Origin of the sequence: Cognataquiflexum rubidum (assembly GCF_022538115.1) — a bacterium.
Taxonomy (GTDB): Bacteria; Bacteroidota; Bacteroidia; order Cytophagales; family Cyclobacteriaceae; genus Cognataquiflexum; species Cognataquiflexum rubidum.
The window spans coordinates 111,897-133,957 of record NZ_JAKZAL010000013.1 but is presented as its reverse complement, the minus strand read 5'-3'; the positions used below and the strand labels follow the sequence as shown (position 1 = coordinate 133,957).

Genomic DNA, 22,061 nt, shown 5'->3' with positions numbered 1-22,061 from the left:
ACCCATTCATTTATTTAGATTTAGCTATCATTCTTACCCAAATATGTCATGAAAAATATACCTTTTCTTTTTGTCTTAATATTTGCCACCCAATTTGTAAATGCCCAAGGAACAAGACTGCTCCGCGAGCCCACTATCAGCCAGGAACATATTGTTTTTGTCCATGCCAATGACCTTTGGAAAGTCAATAAATCCGGTGGCGATGCCATCAGACTGACTAGCAATGAAGGGGCAGAAACCTTACCAAGATTCTCTCCTGATGGCAAAAGCATTGCCTTTACAGGTCAATATGACGGCAACACAGATGTGTATGTCATTCCTATTGAAGGTGGTGAACCAAAGAGGCTGACCTGGCATCCAGGTGCGGATTTGGTGACAGGCTGGACACCTGATGGCAAAGAAGTCCTTTTCAATTCGGCAAGGGTGGGTGTTCCGACACAAGAATCCAAATTCTTTAAAGTATCCAAAGACGGCGGCATGGAAGAAGCATTGGATATCCCAAGGGCTGTCAATGGCAGGATTTCTTCCGATGGCAAATCAATTGCCTACCAACAAATCGCATTTTGGGATCCTGAATGGAGAAATTACCGAGGCGGTCAGGCCAAGCCGATCTGGATCGTGGACATGAAAAGCCATGCACTTAAATTGACTCCGCAGACGGATAACGAGCGGCATACCCAACCCATCTGGCACGCGGACAAGGTGTTTTTCTTGTCAGAAAGAGATTTTGCAAATAACATCTGGTCTTTTGACCCTAAGTCAGAAACTTTAAAACAGGAAACCTTTCATACAGATTTTGATATCAAAAACCATGATTCCAACGGATCAGAAGTGGTCTATGAACAGGGAGGCTATCTCCATATCCTCAATCCGGCGACTGGGGCTTCCAAGCAATTGGCGATCAATGTCAACGGGGATTTTCATTGGGCAAGAGAAAGATGGCAGGAAGTCAATGGCAGAAGCCTGACCAATGCTTCCCTTTCACCCACCGGACAGAGGGCTATATTTGAATTCAGAGGAGAAATCATTACCGTTCCAAAGGAGAAAGGGGATGCCCGCAACCTGACCAATACATCAGGAATTGCTGACCGCTCACCGGTTTGGTCGGCAGATGGACAGCAGATCGCGTGGTTTTCGGATGCATCAGGAGAATACCAATTGATGATCGGAGATCAGGAAGGACTTGGCAAGCCAAAAGCCATTTCCCTTCCCAACAAATCATTTTACTTCAAGCCGGAATGGGCTCCTGATGGCAAAAATATTGCCTTCACCGATACCGATTACAATCTCTGGATTGTCAACGTAACCACAGGAACAGCCAAAATAGCCGACACAGAGCGATTTGCACATCCCAACAGAAGCTTGAATCCTGTATGGTCTCCAGATTCCAAATGGGTAGCTTATGCGCGACTTCTGGACAATCAATTCAAAGCCATATTCGCCTACCAAGTAGAATCAGGTAAAAAAATCCAGGTTACAGATAGTTTGGCGGATGCGATCAGCCCAGTTTGGGATGCCAATGGAGAATACCTGTATTTTCTTGCCAGTACCAATTTTGGATTGAATTCAGGTTGGTTGGACATGAGTTCTTACGAGAGGCCAATCACCAGAAGTCTGTATCTGGCGGTTTTAAACAAATCCGGGAAGTCTCCACTCCTACCTGAAAGCGACGAGGAAAAACCTAAAGAGACAGAGAAAAAAGAACCTGAAAAGAAAGCTGAAACCAAGCCTGTCATCATTGATGAGGAAGGATTATGGAACAGAATCATTGGGGTGGACATTCCGGCAAGGGACTATACCGGTTTGGTCAAAGGACCGGAAAACTATTTGTTCTACACAGAATCCGTTCCAAACCAAACGGGAGTTCTTTTGCACCGCTACAATTTCAAAGAAAGGAAGACTGAATTATACCTTTCAGGAATCAATTTCTCGACAACTTCCCATGACAGAAAATCATTGCTTTATCAGGCAAATGGAAACTGGGGAATCGTAGAAACCAATGGAGGACCAAAGAAGGTCGGAGACGGTAATCTAAAGGCTATTGGAAGTTTCCAGGTGAAAATCAATCCCAAGGAAGAGTGGGAGCAGATTTTCAGGGAAGGATGGAGATACCAACGGGATTTCCTATACGTAGACAATGTTCACGGAGCGCCTTGGAATGACATTTATAATTGGTATAAACCATGGGTATCCCATGTCAAGCACAGGAGTGACCTGAATTATATAGTGGATATTTTGGGAGGGGAAGTCGCAGTGGGACATAGCTATACCTCAGGCGGTGATTTTCCTGATATCAAATCTGTGAATATCGGATTGCTTGGTGCAGACTATGAAGTCTTCCAAGGAAAATACCGGATATCCAAAATCTACAATGCCGAAAGTTGGAATCCCAACCTGAAAGCGCCTTTGGCTATTCCGGGGATCGAGGTCAAAGAAGGGGATTATATCCTTGAAGTAAATGGCACCGAGATAACCGCGGATGAAAACCTATTTATGCATTTCGAAGGAACAGCCAACAGACAGGTCAAAATCAGAGTAAACAGTAATCCTGGTACAGAAGGATCAAGATTGATCACCGTCGTCCCTATTGAAAATGAAAACCAATTGAGGATGATGAATTGGGTGGAAAGTAACAGGAGAAAAGTGGATGAATTATCAGGCGGCAAATTGGCCTATGTGTACGTACCCAATACAGGAAACCCCGGCTACACCTATTTCAACCGCTATTATTTTTCCCAACAGGATAAAAAAGGAGCCGTAATTGACGAAAGAAACAATGGCGGAGGTTCAGCGGCCGACTACATGGTGGACATCATGGCCCGCGAACTTCACGGGTATTTCAACAGCCGTGCAGGGGACAGAAGACCATTTACCACTCCTATGGCAGGGATTTGGGGTCCAAAAGTAATGCTGATCAATGAAAGGGCAGGTTCAGGCGGAGACCTTCTCCCCTATCTTTTCCACAAAATGAAAATCGGACCACTCATCGGAACCAAAACATGGGGCGGATTGGTCGGCACATGGGACACTCCTCCCTTTATAGATGGTGGCCGGATGGTGGCACCGCGGGGCGGTTTCTATGATGTCAATGGAGAATGGGCAGTAGAAGGTGTGGGGATTTCTCCTGACATCGCTGTCGAACAATCACCCAAAGAAGTCATCCAAGGAAAAGATCCCCAACTTGAAAGTGCTGTAAAAGAAGCTTTGAAACTCTTGGAAACAGAAGGTGTAGAATTAAAACCTGAACCCAAAGCACCTATCAGGTACGCAAGACCACAAAAGAAAAATTAACCCTTAAAGCCTGGGAAATTTAAAGCGAATTTCATTGAATCACAGCCAAAATCTAGCTGCAAAACCCTTTGAATCGTTAAAACCATAAAAAATATAAAATAGATGTATTTATCCTAAATGGTATAAATAATTGCAAAATATTGATAGAAAGTGTTTAAAACGTTAAATTTTTATTAAAAAACCAAATATTTACATTCAATCTATTTAACTTTAAAGAAAAAACCATTATGAAAAAATCATTCTTTCTTTTCACAATTTTATTCATAGCATTATTCACTTATAATGCAGAAGCGCAGGCAATCAAAGCTCCAAAAGTGGAAGTTCCGACAGCAGATCTTCAAAAGCAGCTTTTGGGTGCTTTGGACAATGTTTCAGGATTAGGCCTTAGTGCTGATCAAACCTCAAAATTGAAGGCAAACAATAAGACTTTTGCCGGAGAGATTTTCAAAATTCTAGGCGGGACAGGGACAGATGATGCCAAAAAAGGTCTTTTGAATAATTTGGGAGGTGAGAGACAAAAATTCTTGACGAGTCTTTTGGGCAATGATCTTTTAGGAAAATACACCAACAAAATAAATGGGTTGATCAAACCATTTAAAAGTAAATTAGGATTGGCTTCTATGCTGTTCTGATTTTAAGCATAACCTAAAAGTAAGGCACACATTTTTAAAGCCGTGGAATTTCCTGTAAATTCCACGGCTTTCTCATTTAAATCCACCTATGAAGCATTTATTATATTTCATCCCACTGATCCTGATCGGTTGCAACCAACCAAAGTTAGAAGCCGAGTTTCGGTTGACAGATCCAAAAAACGGAATCTTGTTTGAAAAACAGCCCGCTATTGTATTTTCAAAAGCCAATTCGGAGAACGCTGATATTATAATTGATGAATCTGTCACCTATCAGGAAATGGATGGCTTTGGGTTTACGCTTTCTCAGGGAAGCGCAATTCATCTTCTAGGAATGAACCCTACTGCCAGAGCAGAGATTTTGAAAGAGCTTTTTGGAAATGAAGAAAACAGCATCGGTGTCAGCTACCTCAGGTTGTCGGTTGCTGCTTCCGACTTGAATGAATACCCATTTTCCTACCATGATGTAGAGGACGGTGAAAAAGACACCTTGCTTTTAAAGTTTGACTTGGGACCGGATAGAAATGATGTCATACCTGTTCTAAAAGAAATCATGACCATCAATCCGGCAATTAAGTTGATGGCATCTCCTTGGTCGCCACCTTCTTGGATGAAGGACAACAAGGATACCCGGGGTGGAAAATTACTCCCCGAATTCTATGACAGGTATGCGCTTTACCTGGTCAAATACATCCAACAGATGGCTGAAGAAGGATTTACAATCGATGCCCTTACCATTCAGAATGAACCCCTTCACCCCGGCAACAATCCTAGTCTGCTGATGCCCGCTGAGGAGCAGCGGGACTTTATCAAATTCCATCTTGGGCCAAAATTTGAAGCAAACGGGATCAAAACCAAAATCATCATCTACGACCATAATGCAGACAGGCCTGATTATCCAATCAGTATTTTGGATGATCCTGAAGCAAAGAAATTCATCGACGGATCCGCATTTCACCTGTATGGTGGAAACATAGAAGCCCTGTCGGAAGTCCATAAAGCCCATCCTGATAAAAATCTATATTTCACTGAACAATGGGTCGGTGCGCCGGGAAACTTGCCCGGAGACCTTGCTTGGCATACCAAAAACCTGACTATCGGTGCACCGAGAAACTGGGCCAAAACTGTTTTGGAGTGGAATTTAAGTTCGGCACCTGATCTCAAACCCCACACCGACCGCGGAGGATGCGACCAATGTCTAGGCGCCATTACTATTAAAATCGATAATGTATTGCGGAACCCCGCCTACTATGTTATCGCCCACGTCTCCAAATATGTCTTACCGGGATCGATCCGTATAGATAGCACTGAACCTGAGGGATTACCAAATGTAGCCTTCAAAAGACCTGACGGTAAAATCGTACTCCTCCTTTTGAATGAATCCAAAGAAGCCAAAACCTTTTCGGTTCAAAGTAAAGAATGGTTGGGTGAAGCAGTGTTGGAAGCCGGCGCGGTGGCTACCATTGTATTATAAACCCATCTTATCTTATAACCATGATTTGGTTTAAGGAAAGTCTTGGGATAAATGACCTCAAGATGTACTTTGTTTCAGGTAAATGCTTGACCTTTTTGAGGTTTTGGATGATTTCTAATTCGTCTGAATAAGAATCTCCTTGATCCAAAAATCCGTAAGCTGAAAAAACTCCATTTTCGAAATAAAGAAATGCCGTCTCGTTGGGAAAAATACCTGTTTCCTTGATCATCACCGATCCGCCCTGTTCTATGATGGAATCAAGAAAACCATTTACCCTGCTGTTGTAAATTTCGGCGGATTCCAAATTGCAACATGCTCCCAAACACTTATGAATCTGAAAATCGTAGCAGGCGCCTGCGGTTTTTTGGATACCGGCTAGCTTTGGACAAAGCTGGAAAACCTCCACTTGATCCATCATAAACTTCCAACCTTCAGAATGGCTTTCAAATTCCAGAATAGGTTTTAGGCTTCCCGAATTCTTTCCAACCTGAAACCGTATATAACCCTGCCCATCTTCATATTGATACAATCCCCAATTCCAAGAATTATATTTAAGTGCTTTGTTAAATTTTGGCCACAACCGCTTGATTTCCAATGATTCAAGGAGAAATGCCAGAAATTCATTTCCTGTAAGTTCCCAACTGACATCATGGATTTCATTGTATAGCTGCATCTTGTCTTTGGAACTCGAAGAAAAATGTCCTTTGAACCTGCTTCGGATATCGTTGGCTTTGCCGACATAGATTACCTGCCCGTTTTTATCATGGAAATAATAAATGCCCGTGCTTTCGGGAATTTCTAAAAAACGTTCCTTTGAAATATGGGGAGGAAGAAAACTTTCTCCGTTGGCCTTTTTCAAAGTCTGGAAAATAACCTCAGGGTTGCCTTTGATAATCCTGTCAAATAATTCCACAGTAGCTTCTGCATCTCCCATGGCACGATGCCGGTCTTTGATCGAAATGGACAATTGCTCACAAATTCTACCCAAACTGTAGGAACCATAACCCGGAAATGCCTTTCTGCTAAGTCTGACGGTGCATAATTTTGGCGCGGTGTATTCTATCCCGGTCAGCTTCAATGCCTCCCGAATGAACGAATAATCAAAATTGACATTGTGGGCTACAAAGATATTCCCCTTTAAAAAATCATACAATTCATCCGCAATTTCAGAAAATGTAGGTGCACCTGCCACCATGCTGCTGTCAATCCCCGTCAATCCTGTGATAAAACCCGGAATCATCCTTTCGGGGTCAATCAAAGAATGAAACCTGTCCACAACGCGATCCCCGTCATGTAAAATCGCGGCGATCTCTGTAATTCCCCCTTGCGAAGGATTTCCACCTGTTGTTTCAATATCTACGATGACGTATTTCATGGCCATTTTAATCTCACAAGTTAAAGAAAATACGCCTCAAAATCCGGATGTTTGCTGCACTCCGACAGAAAATGTCTGGAAATGAATGTATTAGCAATCAGACTTTCTGATTATACAGGATTCTTATTGGCACAGTTGATTTCAATTTAATCAACTGAAAAAATGGAAGGTTTTAATAAGCCTTCGACCTACCTCAAGGCAAAAAAATCATTAATCAATTTCAAATTGCAGCCCTTCCAACCTATTCAGAATAAGGGAGAAAAAAGTCACTGCAGTTTTTTGTTATCCTTATGCCTGTCTTTATCCCTGATATTCTTTTTATCAAAATTCTTTTGAAGAGCCTCAGTCAAGTCTACACCTGTTTGGTTGGCAAGGCATATCAAAACCCACAGGATATCGGCCATTTCATCGGCCATATTTACCTCTTTATCCGATTCTTTAAAAGACTGCTCTCCATATTTTCGGGCCATAATCCGGGCGAGTTCGCCCACTTCCTCCATCAAAATGGCGGTATTGGTCAATTCATTAAAATAGCGGACGCCAACGGTTTTGATCCAATCGTCCACTAATTGTTGGGCTTCTGAAATGGTGACCTCCTTTTTCATCAGACAAAATCCTCCCCTTTTGCTTTGGCAGCATTGACAAATTCCCTGAACTTCTTATCCCCATCCAATTTGCAGATAATCAATACATTCTCGGTTTCATTGACGAGGTAATTATCCAATCCTTCCACAACCACCAATTTTTGGGGACTGACTTTGATATAGCAGTTTTTGGTATCGTAAAGAAGGGCATTGGCTTCTACGACATTGTTATCCACATCTTTGTCATGGACTTCATGTAGACTCGACCAAGAACCCAAATCAGACCATCCAAAATCTCCAAGGACTACATAGACTTCATCGGCTTTTTCCATGATGCCATAATCGATAGAAATGTTTTTGACCAAAGAATAGGCTTTTTTGATAAATGCATCTTCACTTTCAAGCGAAAAATGGCCCCCTCCTTCTTCAAATACTTCTGAGACGTCAGGCATGTACTTTTCAAAGGCCTTGATGATACTTTTTACTTTCCAGACAAACATTCCGGAATTCCAGACAAAATCTCCACTTTCGATAAAGGTCTTGGCAAGTTTTGAGTTTGGCTTTTCTGTGAAGGTCTTGACCTTCTTTACAGGATTACCTTGGTTGCTGATATATTGAATGTAGCCGTAGCCTGTTTCGGGGCGGTTTGGACGGATACCAAGCGTAATCAGTCTGTCATCGGTCTCGGCTGCCGCAATGGCAATTTCCATTGTTTTGAAAAAATTATCCTCCTGCACGATGAGGTGATCCGCAGGAGTGACGATAATTTTGGCATCGGGATTTTTATTCAGGATTCTATAACTCGCATAAGCTATACAGGTGGCAGTATTCCTTCTCAAAGGCTCTGTCAGGATCTGGCTTTCCGGTATTTCGGGAAGCTGTTCTTTTACAAGATTTTCATATTTGGAATTGGTGACAACAAAAAACTGAGATTTATCAGAAATCCTCACAAACCTGTCATAGGTCATTTGGATGAGCGTTCTTCCTGTTCCTAAAATGTCTAAAAATTGTTTGGGTCTGTTGTCTCTGCTATATGGCCAAAACCTGGAACCTATTCCGCCGGCCATAATCACAATGTAGGGTCTTTCTTGCATTGAAGTCGATTAAACTATTCCTTCTTTCATTAAATCATGAATATGGATAAATCCTGCCACTTTTTCGCCATTCAGGGCTACCAGTTGTGTAATATTGAATTCCTTCATTTTATTGAGTGCAATGATGGCATATTCTTCTACGCTGATACTCTTAGGATTGACAGTCATGATGTCCTTGGCCAGCACACCGGAGATGTCTGTCATCCTTTGGAGCATTCTCCTCAAATCCCCATCTGTGATGATACCCATCAGTTGGGAATCCTTGTCCAATACAGCTGTTGCACCGAGTCTTTTTCCGCTGATCTCCATGATCACTTCGGACAATGAGGCCTCTGCCCCGACTGCCGGAATTTGGTTTTTGGGAACAACATCTCCCACGGTTAGATAAAGCTGTTTTCCCAAGGCCCCTCCGGGATGGTATTTTGCAAAATCTTCACTTGTAAAACCCCTTGCCTCCAAGAGGCAGACAGCCAAAGCATCTCCCAAAGCCAATTGGGCAGTAGTGCTCGAAGTGGGGGCAAGATTGTTGGGGCAAGCTTCGGCAGCTATGGTGGCCTTTAACACATAATCTGCATTTTGGGCAAGGTAGCTATCCGTATTACTTACCATCGCAATGAGTTTGGATCCAAGTCTTTTTAGCAACGGAACCAAGACCTTGATTTCAGGTGTATTCCCACTCTTGGAAATACAAATTACAAAGTCCTCGTGCTGGATCATCCCAAGGTCTCCATGAATGGCATCCGCTGCGTGCATAAAGAGTGCGGGCGTTCCGGTGGAGTTCATCGTCGCTACGATTTTATTGGCTATAATCGCACTTTTCCCGATTCCGGTAATTACTACACGTCCCTTTGACTCCAAAATCGCCTCAACGCATGCCTCAAATTCGTCGTCAATAAAATTTACGAGATTTTGAATGGCATTTGCTTCTGTTTGAAGCACTTTGATGGCGCTACTTTTAATATTTTTTGTTAACTTCAAAACTGCTGTTGTTATTCATTAGATTTGTAACAAAGGTATAAAAGAAATACTTTAAAATTTTAATGTGTACCCCTAGGGTAACATGGTAATATCAATTAATTGTGGATCAAAGCGCTAAAGAAAAACTTAAGATTATTTTCGGTTTCAACCAATTCAGAGGAACCCAAGAAGCTATTGTGGAGAACGTATTGAAGGGCAAAAACACCTTCGTCATCATGCCCACAGGAGCTGGAAAATCACTATGTTACCAGTTTCCGGCTGTGGTAAGTGAAGGTACTGCCATCGTCATTTCTCCCCTTATTGCATTGATGAAAAATCAGGTAGACCAATTGAACGCCTTCGGTGTCAACGCCTATTTTCTCAATTCTACATTGAATAAATCCGAGACTAACAAGGTGAAAAAGGAAGTCCTGTCAGGTAAAACTAAGCTGCTCTATGTAGCTCCGGAATCCCTGACCAAGGAAGAAAACATGCTTTTCCTCAAAGAGGCGAAGCTAAGTTTTGTCGCCATAGACGAAGCCCATTGTATCTCTGAGTGGGGCCATGATTTCAGGCCTGAATACCGCAAAATCAAAACCATTATAGCCCAGATAGGCTCTCACCTTCCGATTGTGGCTTTGACAGCCACTGCTACGCCCAAAGTTCAGGTTGACATCCAAAGAAACCTACAGATGGAAGAGGCTGACATCTTCAAGTCTTCCTTCAACAGACCAAACCTGTATTATGAAGTCAGGCCAAAGGTTAAGAATGAAACCAAAAAGCAGATCATCAAATACATCAAATCCCAAAAAGGAAAATCCGGAATCATCTATTGTCTCAGCCGCAAAAAGGTAGAGGAAATAGCTGAATTGCTCAAAGTCAACGGCATCAATGCCGCACCTTACCACGCCGGATTGGATCAAAATGTAAGAATAAAAAACCAGGATGATTTCCTCAATGAAGAGACGGATGTGATCGTAGCTACCATTGCATTTGGAATGGGAATCGACAAGCCGGATGTGAGGTATGTCATCCACTATGATGTGCCAAAATCATTGGAAGGATATTATCAAGAAACAGGCAGGGCAGGAAGGGATGGACTAGAGGGGCATTGCCTGATGTTTTATAGGTATGATGACATTGTCAAGCTAGAAAAATTCAACAAAGACAAGCCTGTCACCGAAAGGGAAAATGCCAAAATCCTACTTGAGGAAATGACTGCGTACGCTGAAAGTACCATGTGCCGAAGAAGGGTGCTTCTACATTACTTCGGCGAAACAATGGACCATGACTGCGGCAACTGTGACAACTGTAAAAAGCAAAAAGAAAAATTCGAAGGAATTGATTATTTGCTTTCAGCAATAGCCGCGGTAAAAGAAACCAACAACAGATTTAACCTCGCCCACATAGTAAAAGTAATTAGAGGCGAAAAAGATGACTATATCGCTAGCTATGGACATGATCAGATTTCTGCTTTTGGAAAAGGAAAAGACGATGATGAAAGACTTTGGAAAACGGTTGTAAGACAGGCTTTGATTCTTGGATATCTTGACAAGGACATTGAAAACTACGGTGTCATCAAAATCACTGAGAAGGGTGAAAACTACCTAGAGGAGCCTTATTCGGTTATCTTAAGCAAAGATTTCAATTTTGAGGAAGCAATTGTGGACACCAATGCAGAGGAGATTGCAGCAGGTGGCAAAGCTTATGATGAAAAGCTTTTTGAATTGCTAAAAGCGGAACGTAAGAAAGTAGCCAAATCAAAAGGATTGCCCCCTTATGTGATTTTCCAGGATCCTTCACTGGAAGAAATGGCGACAGTATATCCAACTAATAAGGAGGAATTGGCGCAGATCAATGGAGTTGGAATGGGGAAAGTCACTAAATTCGGCGCTCCTTTCCTAAAATTGATTGAAGCTTACGTAGAGGAAAATGAAATTATAACAGCATCTGATGTTGTAGTCAAAACAGCAGGAAACCGGTCAAAGGTCAAAATCTCCATCATCCAACAAGTGGACAGGAAAGTAGACCTGGATGAGATCGCTGAAAATCTAAATCTTTCCATGTCAGAATTGATAGGAGAAATAGAGCAGATTATCTACAGTGGTACCAAGCTGAATATCAACTACTACATCGAAAATATCATGGACGAAGAAAGAGAAGACGTTCTCCATGATTATTTCATGACTGCTGATTCTGACAATATTAAAGCTGCTCTTGCAGAACTTGAAGAAGAGGATTTCGCTGAAGAAGAAATCAGGGTCTATCGGATCAAGTTTATATCGGAGCATGCCAACTAAAACGAAATCGATTAATGAATATATTATTATTAGGAAGTGGCGGAAGAGAGCATGCTTTTGCATGGAAAATTGTAAACAGCCCAAACTGTAAACAGCTTTTTGTTGCTCCCGGAAATGCTGGCACTGCTTCCATAGCCCAAAACATTGCCATTTCCCCAACAGACTTCAATGCCCTAGCTGATTTCTCTATCGAAAATCATATAGACATGATTATGGTGGGTCCTGAAGAACCTTTGGTCAAAGGGATCACTGATTTTTTTGACAACCATCCCACCCTGCATCACTTGCCGGTCATTGGACCATCTCAGGCCGGTGCACAGCTAGAAGGATCCAAGGATTTTTCCAAGCAGTTTATGCAAAAGTACAGTGTACCCACTGCTGCTTATGAAACTTTCACCAAAGAGACATTTGAAGAAGGGCTTGCTTTCATCCGAAAACAATCCCTTCCGATAGTATTGAAAGCAGATGGCCTGGCTGCAGGCAAAGGAGTTCTGATCTGTCAGAGTCATGATGAGGCAGAAGATTCTCTGAAAGAAATGCTATTGGATAGCAAATTTGGAAAAGCCTCTGACAAAGTTGTGATTGAGCAGTTTTTGAAGGGCATCGAGCTTTCTGTTTTTGTGGCTACCGATGGAAGCCATTATAAGATCCTTCCTGAAGCAAAAGATTACAAAAGAATCGGTGAAGGCGATACGGGTTTGAATACCGGAGGAATGGGCGCTGTAAGTCCCGTTCCTTTTGCAGATGAAGAGTTTATCAAAAAAGTAGAAGAAAGGGTTGTCATACCGACCATTCAGGGATTGAAGAAAGAGAATATTCCTTATGTGGGTTTTCTTTTTATAGGACTGATGAATGATGCCGGCAATCCCTATGTCATCGAATACAATGTCAGGATGGGTGATCCGGAAACGGAAGCCGTTTTGCCTAGAATCAAAAGTGATTTCGTGGATCTTCTGTACGCAATGGGAACAGGTAAATTGGATTCCTATCTGTTGGAAACTGCTTCCAATACCTGCACCACAGTCGTGTTGGTAGCAGGCGGATATCCTGGAGATTACGAAAAAGGTAAAAAAATAATAGGTCTCGACCCTCACGAATCATCGTCAAAATCCATAGTATTCCATGCAGGCACGAAAATTTCTGATTCAGGAGAAATTCTTACCAACGGTGGAAGGGTCCTAGCCATCACCGGAATGGGAGAAGATATTGCTTCAGCCCTTGAAAATGCATATACCAAAGCGGCTGAAGTTTGTTGGGATGGGGTATACTACCGAAAAGACATCGGACAGGATATCCTAAATTTGATTAAATAAATCCAAAACCAAGAGGAGAACATTTCTCCCATAATATATATTAACATATGTCAGGATGTACTAGCTGCTCAACCACCTCCGGATCAAGCGGAGGCTGCCAAAACAACGGCACCTGTGGAACAAGCGATTGCAATAAAATGAATTCCTTTGATTGGCTTACCCATATGGGAATCCCAACGATCGATAAATTCGATATCGTGGAGATCAAGTTCAAAGGTGGCAGGAAAGAATATTACAGAAATATAGACCGCATTTCCCTCACGACCGGTGATCCTGTAGTGGTAGATGTACCCAATGGCCACCACATCGGATATGTATCCTTGCAAGGTGAACTTGTTCGCTTGCAGATGCAAAAAAGAAAAATCAAGGATGATGACAATATCCTCAGAATCTACAGGGTAGCCACCCAAAAAGACCTTGAAAAGTGGGAAGAAGCCAAAAACAGGGAGATTCCTACTTTATACCGGGCAAAACAGATCATCGATGAAATGAAGATGGAAATGAAACTCTCTGATGTAGAGTTTCAATCTGACAATTCAAAAGCCACTTTTTACTATTCTGCTGATGACCGCGTAGACTTTAGGGAATTGATCAAGTCCCTTGCATCGGAGTTTAAAATCCGTGTTGAAATGCGTCAGATAAGCTTGAGGCAAGAAGCGGGAAGACTTGGAGGAATCGGTGTTTGCGGCAGGGAATTGTGCTGCTCAACATGGATTTATGATTTCAAAAGTGTGAATACTTCTGCGGCGAGATACCAAAACCTTTCACTCAACCCAACCAAACTTTCCGGACAATGCGGAAGGCTGAAGTGCTGCCTCAATTATGAGCTGGATACATACATGGCGGCGTTAAGTGATATTCCTGAAGTCGACAAACCTTTGCAAACGGAGGCTGGATTTGCCAAACTCCAAAAAACCGACATATTCAGAAAATTGATGTGGTTCAGCTACAACAATGACAACAACTGGCATTCCATCACTTGTGAAAGGGTTTCGGAAATTCTTGAACTGAATTCAAAAGGAGTTGTTCCTTATGATCTCAAAACAAACCATGGCAAGGAACAGGAGGATCTGATCTCAAAATCCAATATGGAACTTGATGCGCTGGACAAGAAATTCAGCAAAAACAAAAAATCAAAAAAGAAAAAGAAATCAAGGAATCCGGGCGAAAATCAGGTGATGACAAAAGAAGCCATCAAGCCCGAGTCAAAGCCAAACATTCCCAAATCCGAAGCACGACCCAATAGGCCTGCTTCAGATAAGCCTGCAACAGGCAGTCAAAATCCTCCAAGGAAAAATGTTGAGAACCTTCCCCGGCCAGTTTCAAACCAAGAAAAAGGAGCTCTTATTCCCAGAGAAAACAATCCTGACCAAGTTCCAAGGAAAAAGAAAAACAATAAAAGGAGATTCAATTCAAAGAATAAGGGAGAGCAAAATAAAGGTGATCAAAACACAGGGCAATAATATGAATCTAAGGGTTTTTGGATCGATCCTCGCTATAGGTTTTCTATTGGCGGGCTGTAACGGAAACAGGGTTTTTGAAGAATATGAAGGACTGAAATCCGGAACATGGCATGTTTCGGATACAGTTTCCTTTGAAGTGCCAAAACTCCAAGGTCCAAACAGCACCCTTGTTGGGATTAAGTACACCAAGGATTACGGCTTTAGAAATCTTTATGTAAGGTATATTTTGAAAGACAGCTTGGGCAAGGAAATAGAGACCAAGCTGCTTGACATACCTCTTTTTGAAAGCACGACGGGACAACCACTTGGCGAGGGGTATGGAGGCACTTTTACAAAGTATGATACCTTGCCTTTGGATAATGCCTATAGCAGCATCCATCTTGTTCAATACATGCGAGTGGAAGAACTTCCCGGAATCGAAACAGTAGGTCTAAAAGTGGTTAAAAAATAGGTCTATTCACCCAAAATCGGCTTTTCCATCCAATATTGCCTGCTGTAATAAAACTTGTACGGCCACCCTTTTTCCTTCAATTGCAGGGAATGGTACACAAATGCTTCCTTGGCACTTGAAGAATCATACAACCTTTGGTCATCGGTGAGCAATGCTTCCTTGTATTGACCATTGACTTTGACGGCGAGATCCATCCATCTGGAGGAAGGAAATTGTTCTAATGAGAAGCCTTGGTAATCCCCCTCGATTTTGTCTTTTAAGGACCATCCGGATTCAAATCTATAGGGGATGGGTGCAGGCACTGCCAAAACTTTGCCTTCACAGATGTCAATCACAAAATTCAGATAATCCCTAAGCATCTTGATTCCTTCATTTTTCAATTGGTCAGAATTGAAATCCCCAGGCTTGATGCTGCTGATCAAAGTGATTTTCCTTTTGGCCCTGGATATTGCCACATTCAGTCTGTTGATTCCTCCTTTTTTGGAAAGCATCCCGAAGTTGGCAATCAATTTTCCTTTTCTATTTTTGGCATAGCCAATACAAAAAATCACCCAATCAAATTCGTCACCCTGTACATTTTCAATATTCTTGATAGAGAGATTTTCTTGTTGAATTTTAGGATCTTTTGATACAAGTCCCCGGATGTATTCCATTTGGAAAAAATTAAAAGTAATCACCCCAATAGTTTGCTCAGGATTGGTTTCCTGGATCAATTTGATCTCATCCAATACTGCTTCTGCTTCAATCACATTGACTTGATTTTCCCATATTCCATCGGCAGGTTTCCATTTAAATGGGTTTACTGCCTCATTGACCAGGTCCATTTTGGTCAACATTTTCAACTTGTTTTCATAAAAATTCTTATTGGAAAAATAGATCAGTGGCAATTGTTCGCTTCTATAATGTCCCTGCAACCAAAATTTCTGAAAGTAGGAAGAAGCAAGTTCGAGCAAAGATTCCGTCTCTGTCTCAATTCCTTCGTCTTCTGTTTCCAATCTTACTTGATACAGATCAAAAGGCCGGAGTTGATTGGAATCCCCGGCAATCACCGCCTGCTTTCCTCTCAGCATGGCCGGAAGCCCACGCTCGACATAACATTGGGAGGATTCATCAAAAATCACCAAATCAAAAGACTGCTTCAAAGGAAAAAGTGCAGAAACAGTCTCTGGCGATGCCAACCAACAGGGAACGAGTTGGAATATTTCTTTCTCAAAATTTTCGACTAGTTTTTTAATGCTCCATATCCTCTTCTGCTTGCTTACCTGATGGGAAAGTTCCCTATAGGTAAGCAGGTTTCCAAGCCTGTTATGTTCTAGGTTTTTATAGGTATTTTCTCGAAGCCTGATCTCGGCGATGTATTTCGATAGTTTCCATTTCTCAAGCACTGCCTCCATCATTTCTTCCTGCATTTGTTTGGTCCGATCGGTGACCACATCCTGCAGCAAAGGATATTTGGTCTCGATATGACCTATCCAACTCAATTTCAATCCTGCCAAAAACAGGGCTTTCAATTCTTCAAATTGTTGGTTGGGATAAGTTGCAAGCATTTTTTCCATGACCATGACATCCTGTTCTTTGAGTTTGCTTCGCAATCGGTCAAAGACCACCAAGTCAGGAAAAACAGTGGTTACCTGAGTTTTGAGAGACAAAATCCCATCTCCTGTACTTTCAGTGATCAGATGTTGAATCTGGATTTTACTCAGGTAAAGGGACCAATAGGGAATCTTTGCCTCCAATTCTCCAATATTGGCATTGACCAATTTGAGCCTTTGTACAAAGTCAATACCGGATTGTAAATTCTCGATCAATATTTCTTTCAATAAACCGAATTCAAGAAAGAGTTGCTTTGCTTTTGCGGCTTCAGTATACCGAGTTGAGATGTGGTTGAAGGAATTAAAATCGAATGGTTTAACGGGAAGTTGGATCCAATCTTTTTCTTTCAGTATAGAATATTGGTGGTTGAGATTTAACCTGTTTTCAAGCTTTTTGATCAAGATTTGAATGCCGTGGGCATTGGCTTGCAGGTTGTTTTCAAACAAAAGCCTGTACACAGAATGGAACCTCTTTTTCTTCCACAAAAGTGGAATATTTTTTCTCCAGCCTTTTTTCCTTTCCAAAAACTCAAGGGAAAGCCGGAGTGAGTTTTCGACCTCTCCGTCTTTGCTGTGCCACTCTATTCCCTGTTCAGCAAAAAGTGATTTGATGGCTTCAAACTTATGTTCCAGCCAGAGAAGGTCCACTTCACCTGACGGCAAATCTTTTAAAGACCAAAAAAGAGCAAGAATTTCTTCCTCCTTCAATAATTTTTGTAAGTCCAGAATTCTCTGTTTTTGCTCGAAAAATGAAAACAAAAAAGACACTTCAAATGAAGTTAGATGGGAGAAATCCTTTTCAAAATTGAGCTTGAGATGATGGATTTCTGACATGACTTCCTGAATCCGTTTGGAAACTTCAGCTCCAAAACTGCTGAAATCCACCCTATGTAACCAAAAGGACTCCGGATTCTGATAGGTTCTGAACAATCCGGCAAAAGTCTTAAAATCCCGCAAGAAGTCATTGACCCGGCCTGCATGGAATCTTCGGTAATATTGGTTCATGTCAAATGCCTCGTCCGACAGCTTGGAACCCAAATACAATTCCTTTACCGGAATGCCGCATTCCTCTGTATTGAACAGGGCTTTTTTCAAACCTGAAAAATAATCGCTATGATAATCAATCAGCCTAGAATACTGGGAAAATTGCCTTTCCAACTGAATGGCGTCGATTCCCCGGTTCAGTTCCTGATACCTGTCCAAAGACAGGATCTGATCGTGTATTTTTTTGTATAGCGCTTTTCTATCTGCCCGGAAATCATGTACCAAAGACAAAAAAGAACCAAATCCTTCATTAGACAATCTTTTGAACACCACATCCAAAGCAGCCCGCTTTTGTGAAACGATGAGTACTTTCTTTCCCCTCGATACAAAATCAATGGCAAGGTTACTGATGAGTTGCGATTTTCCGGTACCCGGAGGACCTTCCACTACGCAGGATCTTCCTTCTCTTACTGATTTGATGACTTCCTCCTGACTCGCATCCACCGGAAAAACAGTATAAAGCTGGTCTTCCCGGACAGATATTGGTTGCTCCTCTTCCGGTGCAAACCATTTATGAAATAAAGATTCCAAATCAGGGAACTCCTCCCCTGCTATCAGGTCTTCATAATCCTGGATCAGAAAACTGGCTTTTTGGGAAAATTGCCCCAAAACTGCATAGGGCTTTAATTGAAGTTTTCCTGTTTTGAGTCTTTCCTCGTCTAAGGACTTTGAAGAATCCGGAAAAGTAGAGATTTTATTCTCATACAATTCTGAACTGAAGTTCAAAGCAAATTCCTCTTTGAGCAAAGCGTAAAGGTCATTTCGGAATCCGATCGGGTCGGTTGCAAAATTCTCTAAGGGATTTTCTTCTCCATTGTAATGATGGTCTTTGCCATACGCGTAGGCATATGCCAACAAAAAGGCCTTGTTGAAAAAAGGTACATCAGAGCCATTTTTTTTTAGACCCCATTGGTTTTCGGATTTTTTCAATTCCACAGGAAAGAAAATCAAAGGACATCTGATCACCTGATCATTGAGTAATTTTCCTTCTACAAAAGGCCAACCCACAAAAAGGCTCTTTTCACCCGTTTCGGTTTCAGCAGTTTTGACGAGGTGTTCGAGCCTGTTGAGCCTTTGGGAAAGCACATTGACTTTTGCATCGCGAGGGTCTGCAAATGGAATCAGGGTAACATTTTTGTCTTTGCCCAAAAGTGATTCAACAAGCCCAAAAGCAGGTCTGTGGTTTAAAAAATCCAGGTCATTCAAATCTATCATCTGACTGGGAATCAGTCGCGGCAGGTATATCGACCTGTTCCTGCTGGAAAGGTCCAATAACCTGTTGAGATAAATCTGAAGGATATCTTTGAGCATCGGTTTATTTGAAAGGAGAATCTTTTTCCTTGGCCATATGGTTATAGACGATGCCATCCATGATACCGGGCATCCATTTATTTAGAAAAACCGCCAATTTTCCCTGCCTAGTAAGCACAATATCTCTTTTTCTTTTGATGGTCGCTTGGAATATTTCTTGGGCAACTTCTTCGGAAGTCATCATTTTTTCTTCTTCTCTTGGAGACTCTCCCTGAACAGACCCGTCGGCAGTCAATGCATTGTTGCGGATATTGGAAGCTGTAAAACCAGGGCAGGCCACCAAAACATGTACTCCCCTTTTCATCACCTCTGTCCTGAGCGATTCAAAAAAACCATTCATGGCATATTTGCTGGCAGTATAAGCTGTTCGGGCGGGAGTCCCGCGATATCCGTTGATGGAAGATACCCCAATAATGGACCCTTTGTTTTTCAGGATCTGAGGGAGGCAATATTTGGTCGCATAGACCGTGCCCCAAAAGTTGGTATCCATCACTTTCCTGAAAACCTCCATATCTAGATCTTCAAATAAAGCCCGCATCGAAATCCCCGCATTGTTGATCAAAATATCAATTTTACCAAAATGTTTGATGGCTTCTTCAGCCATGTTTTTATTGTCCAACTCGGAACCTGCATCTGCTATGATTCCAAAAGCGTCAATTCCTGCTTTCCTAAGGATATCTAAGGTATTGTCCAACTTTACCTGAGACCTTCCTGTGATGATGACTTTGCAACCTGCTTTCCCGAATACCAATGCACAGGCCTCACCTATCCCTGAGGTTGCTCCGGTCACAATAACAACTTTATCTTTTAAATTCATAAGTACGGCTTTGAAAGGTTAAAGATAAAAATTCGACTTGAAGGCTGGCAATCGGACCTGATGTTTTTGGAAAGTATAGGGAGGATAAGCAGATCTTATTAAAACCAAATATGAATGTCTGCAATGATGCCAGTAAATTGAATATCTATTTTAAATCTTGTCTACAAACTTAAATGCTCGGTACATCGGACTTCCGACTTTGGTCTTCCGTCCCACTTGAAGAATAACATAGGGTTACTGGCAAAGAAGCTGATAACCATAAAAGCAGATTTTACCGTCTGATTTTTAATTTTTCATTTGTCCAATCTTCCGATCCAAACGCTTATTTTTGCGCCCATGTCAAGAAAGATGAAAAATAAGGTTATCCCCAACCTGAGGATAGAAAGGATAGCGGCGGAAGGTAAATGTGTGGCCCACTATGAAGGAAAGGTGGTTTTTGTACAGAATACAGCTCCCGGTGATCTGGTAGATGTCCGCATCAACAGAGGAAAAAGCTCATTTATGGAAGGAGAAGCCATCAAATTTCATGAGTATTCCAAAGACAGGATTGAGCCTTTTTGTTCCCATTTTGGGACCTGCGGCGGCTGCAAGTGGCAGCATATCAATTATGATTTACAGAAAAATTACAAAAGACAGCAGGTAGTCGATCAGTTTGAGCGGATAGCCAAAGTAGAAATCCCGGAAGTAATGCCCATCCTTGGCTCTGCAAAAACCCAATATTACCGCAACAAACTGGACTTCACTTTTTCCAACAACCGTTGGTTGACAAGCGAAGAAATCAATTCAGGAGCACAATTTGAAAGGAACGCATTAGGATTTCATATTCCAAAGATGTTTGACAAAATCATAGACATTGAGCATTGCTACCTTCAGGGAAATATTTCCAATGAAGTCAGAATAGCTTTGAGAGATTTCGCTTTGGCAGAAAACCTGAGTTTCTATGACATTAGAAATCAGATTGGGTTATTGCGCAATCTGATCATCAGGACCACGAGTACAGGTGAATCCATGATTATTGTGCAGTTTGGGGAAGATGATATGGAATCTGTCAATAAAGTCATGGAATTTCTTCAGCAAAAATTCCCCCAAACCACTTCACTCCTTTATATCATCAATCTGAAAAAGAACGAGACCTTCAACGACCTTGATGTCGTCACTTTCGGAGGTAAAGATTATATCGAGGAAAAAATGGAAGGCCTCAAATTTAGGATCGGTCCCAAATCTTTTTATCAGACCAATTCCGAACAGGCATATGAGCTTTATAAAGTAGCGAGAGAATTTGCAGACCTTAAGGGTGATGAGGTGGTTTTTGACCTTTATACAGGCACAGGTACCATTGCAAATTTTGTTGCCAAAAATGCAAAACAGGTCATCGGGATAGAATATGTAGAGGCTGCGATCGAAGATGCAAAGCTGAACGCCAAAGTAAATGGAATCGAAAACACCCAATTTTATGCCGGGGATCTTAAGGATATTCTGACTGAAGATTTTGTAAAAAACCATCCCAAACCCGATGTCGTCATCACCGACCCACCTAGAGCAGGTATGCACGAAGATGTCGTCAAAATGCTCTTGAAACTGGAAGCACCAAAAATCGTGTATGTGAGCTGCAATCCTGCCACCCAAGCGAGAGATGTGGCTTGGCTATCAGAGAAATATTCGGTTGATAAAATCCAGCCAGTGGACATGTTCCCCCAGACTTATCATGTAGAAAATGTTGTACGCTTAACTTTAAAACCATGATTTCAGATTTCAATGACCCCGAATTGAGCGGCAAATATCTGGGAACCATTACCAAAGACTTTGTCAAAGTTTCAGATATCCTCAAGGAAGCTTCTTATCAGGTCAGAAGTAGAAAGTTTTCCGATTTTCCGATTTTCCCGATCTCAAAAGAAGTGCAGCCGATTGGGAAATTGCTTTTGGGCAAAGTGGAAAAAGACTTGGACTGGAATTATTTCATCACCTACTTGGATGAATTTATTCAAAGGAAACTTATCGCCGAGGAATTGTTGGATGAATTCAAAGCGGCATACAAAGACCCTGACGAATTCTGTTGCCTTTTTGTAATGGATGGTGTTTTTACCAGTTTCGTGTATATTCCTTATCCGGAAGATTAATCCCAGCCAAAGTCCTGACACCGTCAGGACTTTGCTGTTTTTTTTAAGAATTGGCTTTGATTTGGCTTAGTTATTTGATTTTTTTTTCATTTTACCATACTATTCTACCTCAGGACAAGCAAATCGTTTCTGAAATCGAAAAATCTGTTGATTTTTTTAAAAAGCGTATTTATATTGGAGTAATGAATTAATAACAGAATATTATTTCACCGTTTGATATTCCAAAAATTAATCATTGTGAGAACCACT

Annotated in this window: 15 protein-coding genes; 9 read left to right on the top strand and 6 right to left on the bottom strand. The window is 41.7% G+C overall.

Going from position 1 to position 22,061, the window contains the following annotated elements:
• The first annotated feature begins 48 nt into the window (after positions 1-48).
• The 3 genes from MMU05_RS14740 to MMU05_RS14730 all read left to right on the top strand — a co-directional run bounded on the left by MMU05_RS14740 (position 49) and on the right by MMU05_RS14730 (position 5,394).
• Complete coding sequence (locus tag MMU05_RS14740) at positions 49-3,291, top strand: S41 family peptidase (RefSeq protein WP_241142445.1); 3,243 nt, start codon at positions 49-51, stop codon at positions 3,289-3,291.
• Positions 3,292-3,518: 227 nt separating this feature from the next.
• Positions 3,519-3,923 (top strand): hypothetical protein, encoded by a 405-nt coding sequence (locus tag MMU05_RS14735; protein WP_241142444.1) that lies wholly within the window; start codon positions 3,519-3,521, stop codon positions 3,921-3,923.
• 88 nt (positions 3,924-4,011) lie between these two features.
• A complete protein-coding gene (locus MMU05_RS14730) occupies positions 4,012-5,394 on the top strand; it encodes a glycoside hydrolase family 30 protein (protein ID WP_241142443.1) in 1,383 nt (460 codons plus the stop codon).
• A gap of 7 nt (positions 5,395-5,401) precedes the next feature.
• On the opposite strand, the gene MMU05_RS14725 is transcribed toward MMU05_RS14730, so the two are convergent.
• The 4 genes from MMU05_RS14725 to MMU05_RS14710 all read right to left on the bottom strand — a co-directional run bounded on the left by MMU05_RS14725 (position 5,402) and on the right by MMU05_RS14710 (position 9,425).
• Positions 5,402-6,769 (bottom strand): exonuclease domain-containing protein, encoded by a 1,368-nt coding sequence (locus MMU05_RS14725; protein ID WP_241142442.1) that lies wholly within the window; start codon positions 6,767-6,769, stop codon positions 5,402-5,404.
• Positions 6,770-7,035: 266 nt separating this feature from the next.
• Positions 7,036-7,374: a nucleotide pyrophosphohydrolase gene (locus MMU05_RS14720; RefSeq protein WP_241142441.1), complete on the bottom strand. Its 339-nt coding sequence runs from the start codon at positions 7,372-7,374 to the stop codon at positions 7,036-7,038.
• Entirely contained in the window at positions 7,374-8,447 is a 1,074-nt protein-coding gene (locus tag MMU05_RS14715; protein ID WP_241142440.1) for a mannose-1-phosphate guanylyltransferase, read from the bottom strand. Before MMU05_RS14715 ends, MMU05_RS14720 begins: the two co-directional genes overlap by 1 nt.
• Positions 8,448-8,456: 9 nt before the next feature.
• Entirely contained in the window at positions 8,457-9,425 is a 969-nt protein-coding gene (locus MMU05_RS14710) for a KpsF/GutQ family sugar-phosphate isomerase (protein WP_241142439.1), read from the bottom strand.
• Between the two features lie 101 nt (positions 9,426-9,526).
• Between MMU05_RS14710 and recQ the strand changes: the two genes are divergently transcribed.
• The 4 genes from recQ to MMU05_RS14690 all read left to right on the top strand — a co-directional run bounded on the left by recQ (position 9,527) and on the right by MMU05_RS14690 (position 14,931).
• The gene (gene recQ, locus MMU05_RS14705) at positions 9,527-11,704 is read left to right on the top strand and encodes a DNA helicase RecQ (RefSeq protein ID WP_241142438.1); all 2,178 of its coding nucleotides are present in this window, start codon (positions 9,527-9,529) and stop codon (positions 11,702-11,704) included.
• 14 nt (positions 11,705-11,718) lie between these two features.
• Positions 11,719-13,017: a phosphoribosylamine--glycine ligase gene (purD, locus tag MMU05_RS14700; protein WP_241142437.1), complete on the top strand. Its 1,299-nt coding sequence runs from the start codon at positions 11,719-11,721 to the stop codon at positions 13,015-13,017.
• Positions 13,018-13,154: 137 nt separating this feature from the next.
• On the top strand, positions 13,155-14,480 hold the full coding sequence (locus tag MMU05_RS14695; RefSeq protein ID WP_241142436.1) for a PSP1 domain-containing protein: 1,326 nt from the start codon (positions 13,155-13,157) through the stop codon (positions 14,478-14,480).
• Position 14,481: 1 nt separating this feature from the next.
• A complete protein-coding gene (locus MMU05_RS14690; RefSeq protein WP_241142435.1) occupies positions 14,482-14,931 on the top strand; it encodes a gliding motility lipoprotein GldH in 450 nt (149 codons plus the stop codon).
• 2 nt (positions 14,932-14,933) lie between these two features.
• Here the strand turns inward: MMU05_RS14690 and MMU05_RS14685 are convergent, their stop codons facing one another.
• Both MMU05_RS14685 and MMU05_RS14680 read right to left on the bottom strand, forming a co-directional pair.
• Entirely contained in the window at positions 14,934-18,878 is a 3,945-nt protein-coding gene (locus MMU05_RS14685) for an AAA domain-containing protein (RefSeq protein ID WP_241142434.1), read from the bottom strand.
• Between the two features lie 4 nt (positions 18,879-18,882).
• Positions 18,883-19,695: an SDR family oxidoreductase gene (locus MMU05_RS14680; protein WP_241142433.1), complete on the bottom strand. Its 813-nt coding sequence runs from the start codon at positions 19,693-19,695 to the stop codon at positions 18,883-18,885.
• 336 nt (positions 19,696-20,031) lie between these two features.
• Between MMU05_RS14680 and rlmD the strand changes: the two genes are divergently transcribed.
• Complete coding sequence (rlmD, locus tag MMU05_RS14675; RefSeq protein ID WP_241142432.1) at positions 20,032-21,438, top strand: 23S rRNA (uracil(1939)-C(5))-methyltransferase RlmD; 1,407 nt, start codon at positions 20,032-20,034, stop codon at positions 21,436-21,438.
• Entirely contained in the window at positions 21,435-21,812 is a 378-nt protein-coding gene (locus MMU05_RS14670; protein WP_241142431.1) for a hypothetical protein, read from the top strand. The genes rlmD and MMU05_RS14670 overlap by 4 nt, the downstream gene beginning before the upstream one ends.
• Positions 21,813-22,061: the final 249 nt, after the last annotated feature.

Excerpts from the sequence above, each read along its gene's own strand:
- MMU05_RS14740 (WP_241142445.1), top strand. The coding sequence starts at position 49 with ATGAAAAATATACCTTTTCTTTTTGTCTTAATATTTGCCACCCAATTT.
- MMU05_RS14735 (WP_241142444.1), top strand. The coding sequence starts at position 3,519 with ATGAAAAAATCATTCTTTCTTTTCACAATTTTATTCATAGCATTATTC.
- MMU05_RS14730 (WP_241142443.1), top strand. The coding sequence starts at position 4,012 with ATGAAGCATTTATTATATTTCATCCCACTGATCCTGATCGGTTGCAAC.
- MMU05_RS14725 (WP_241142442.1), bottom strand. The coding sequence starts at position 6,769 with ATGAAATACGTCATCGTAGATATTGAAACAACAGGTGGAAATCCTTCG.
- MMU05_RS14720 (WP_241142441.1), bottom strand. The coding sequence starts at position 7,374 with ATGAAAAAGGAGGTCACCATTTCAGAAGCCCAACAATTAGTGGACGAT.
- MMU05_RS14715 (WP_241142440.1), bottom strand. The coding sequence starts at position 8,447 with ATGCAAGAAAGACCCTACATTGTGATTATGGCCGGCGGAATAGGTTCC.
- purD (WP_241142437.1), top strand. The coding sequence starts at position 11,719 with ATGAATATATTATTATTAGGAAGTGGCGGAAGAGAGCATGCTTTTGCA.
- MMU05_RS14695 (WP_241142436.1), top strand. The coding sequence starts at position 13,155 with ATGAATTCCTTTGATTGGCTTACCCATATGGGAATCCCAACGATCGAT.
- MMU05_RS14690 (WP_241142435.1), top strand. The coding sequence starts at position 14,482 with ATGAATCTAAGGGTTTTTGGATCGATCCTCGCTATAGGTTTTCTATTG.
- MMU05_RS14685 (WP_241142434.1), bottom strand. The coding sequence starts at position 18,878 with ATGCTCAAAGATATCCTTCAGATTTATCTCAACAGGTTATTGGACCTT.
- MMU05_RS14680 (WP_241142433.1), bottom strand. The coding sequence starts at position 19,695 with ATGAATTTAAAAGATAAAGTTGTTATTGTGACCGGAGCAACCTCAGGG.
- rlmD (WP_241142432.1), top strand. The coding sequence starts at position 20,032 with ATGTCAAGAAAGATGAAAAATAAGGTTATCCCCAACCTGAGGATAGAA.
- MMU05_RS14670 (WP_241142431.1), top strand. The coding sequence starts at position 21,435 with ATGATTTCAGATTTCAATGACCCCGAATTGAGCGGCAAATATCTGGGA.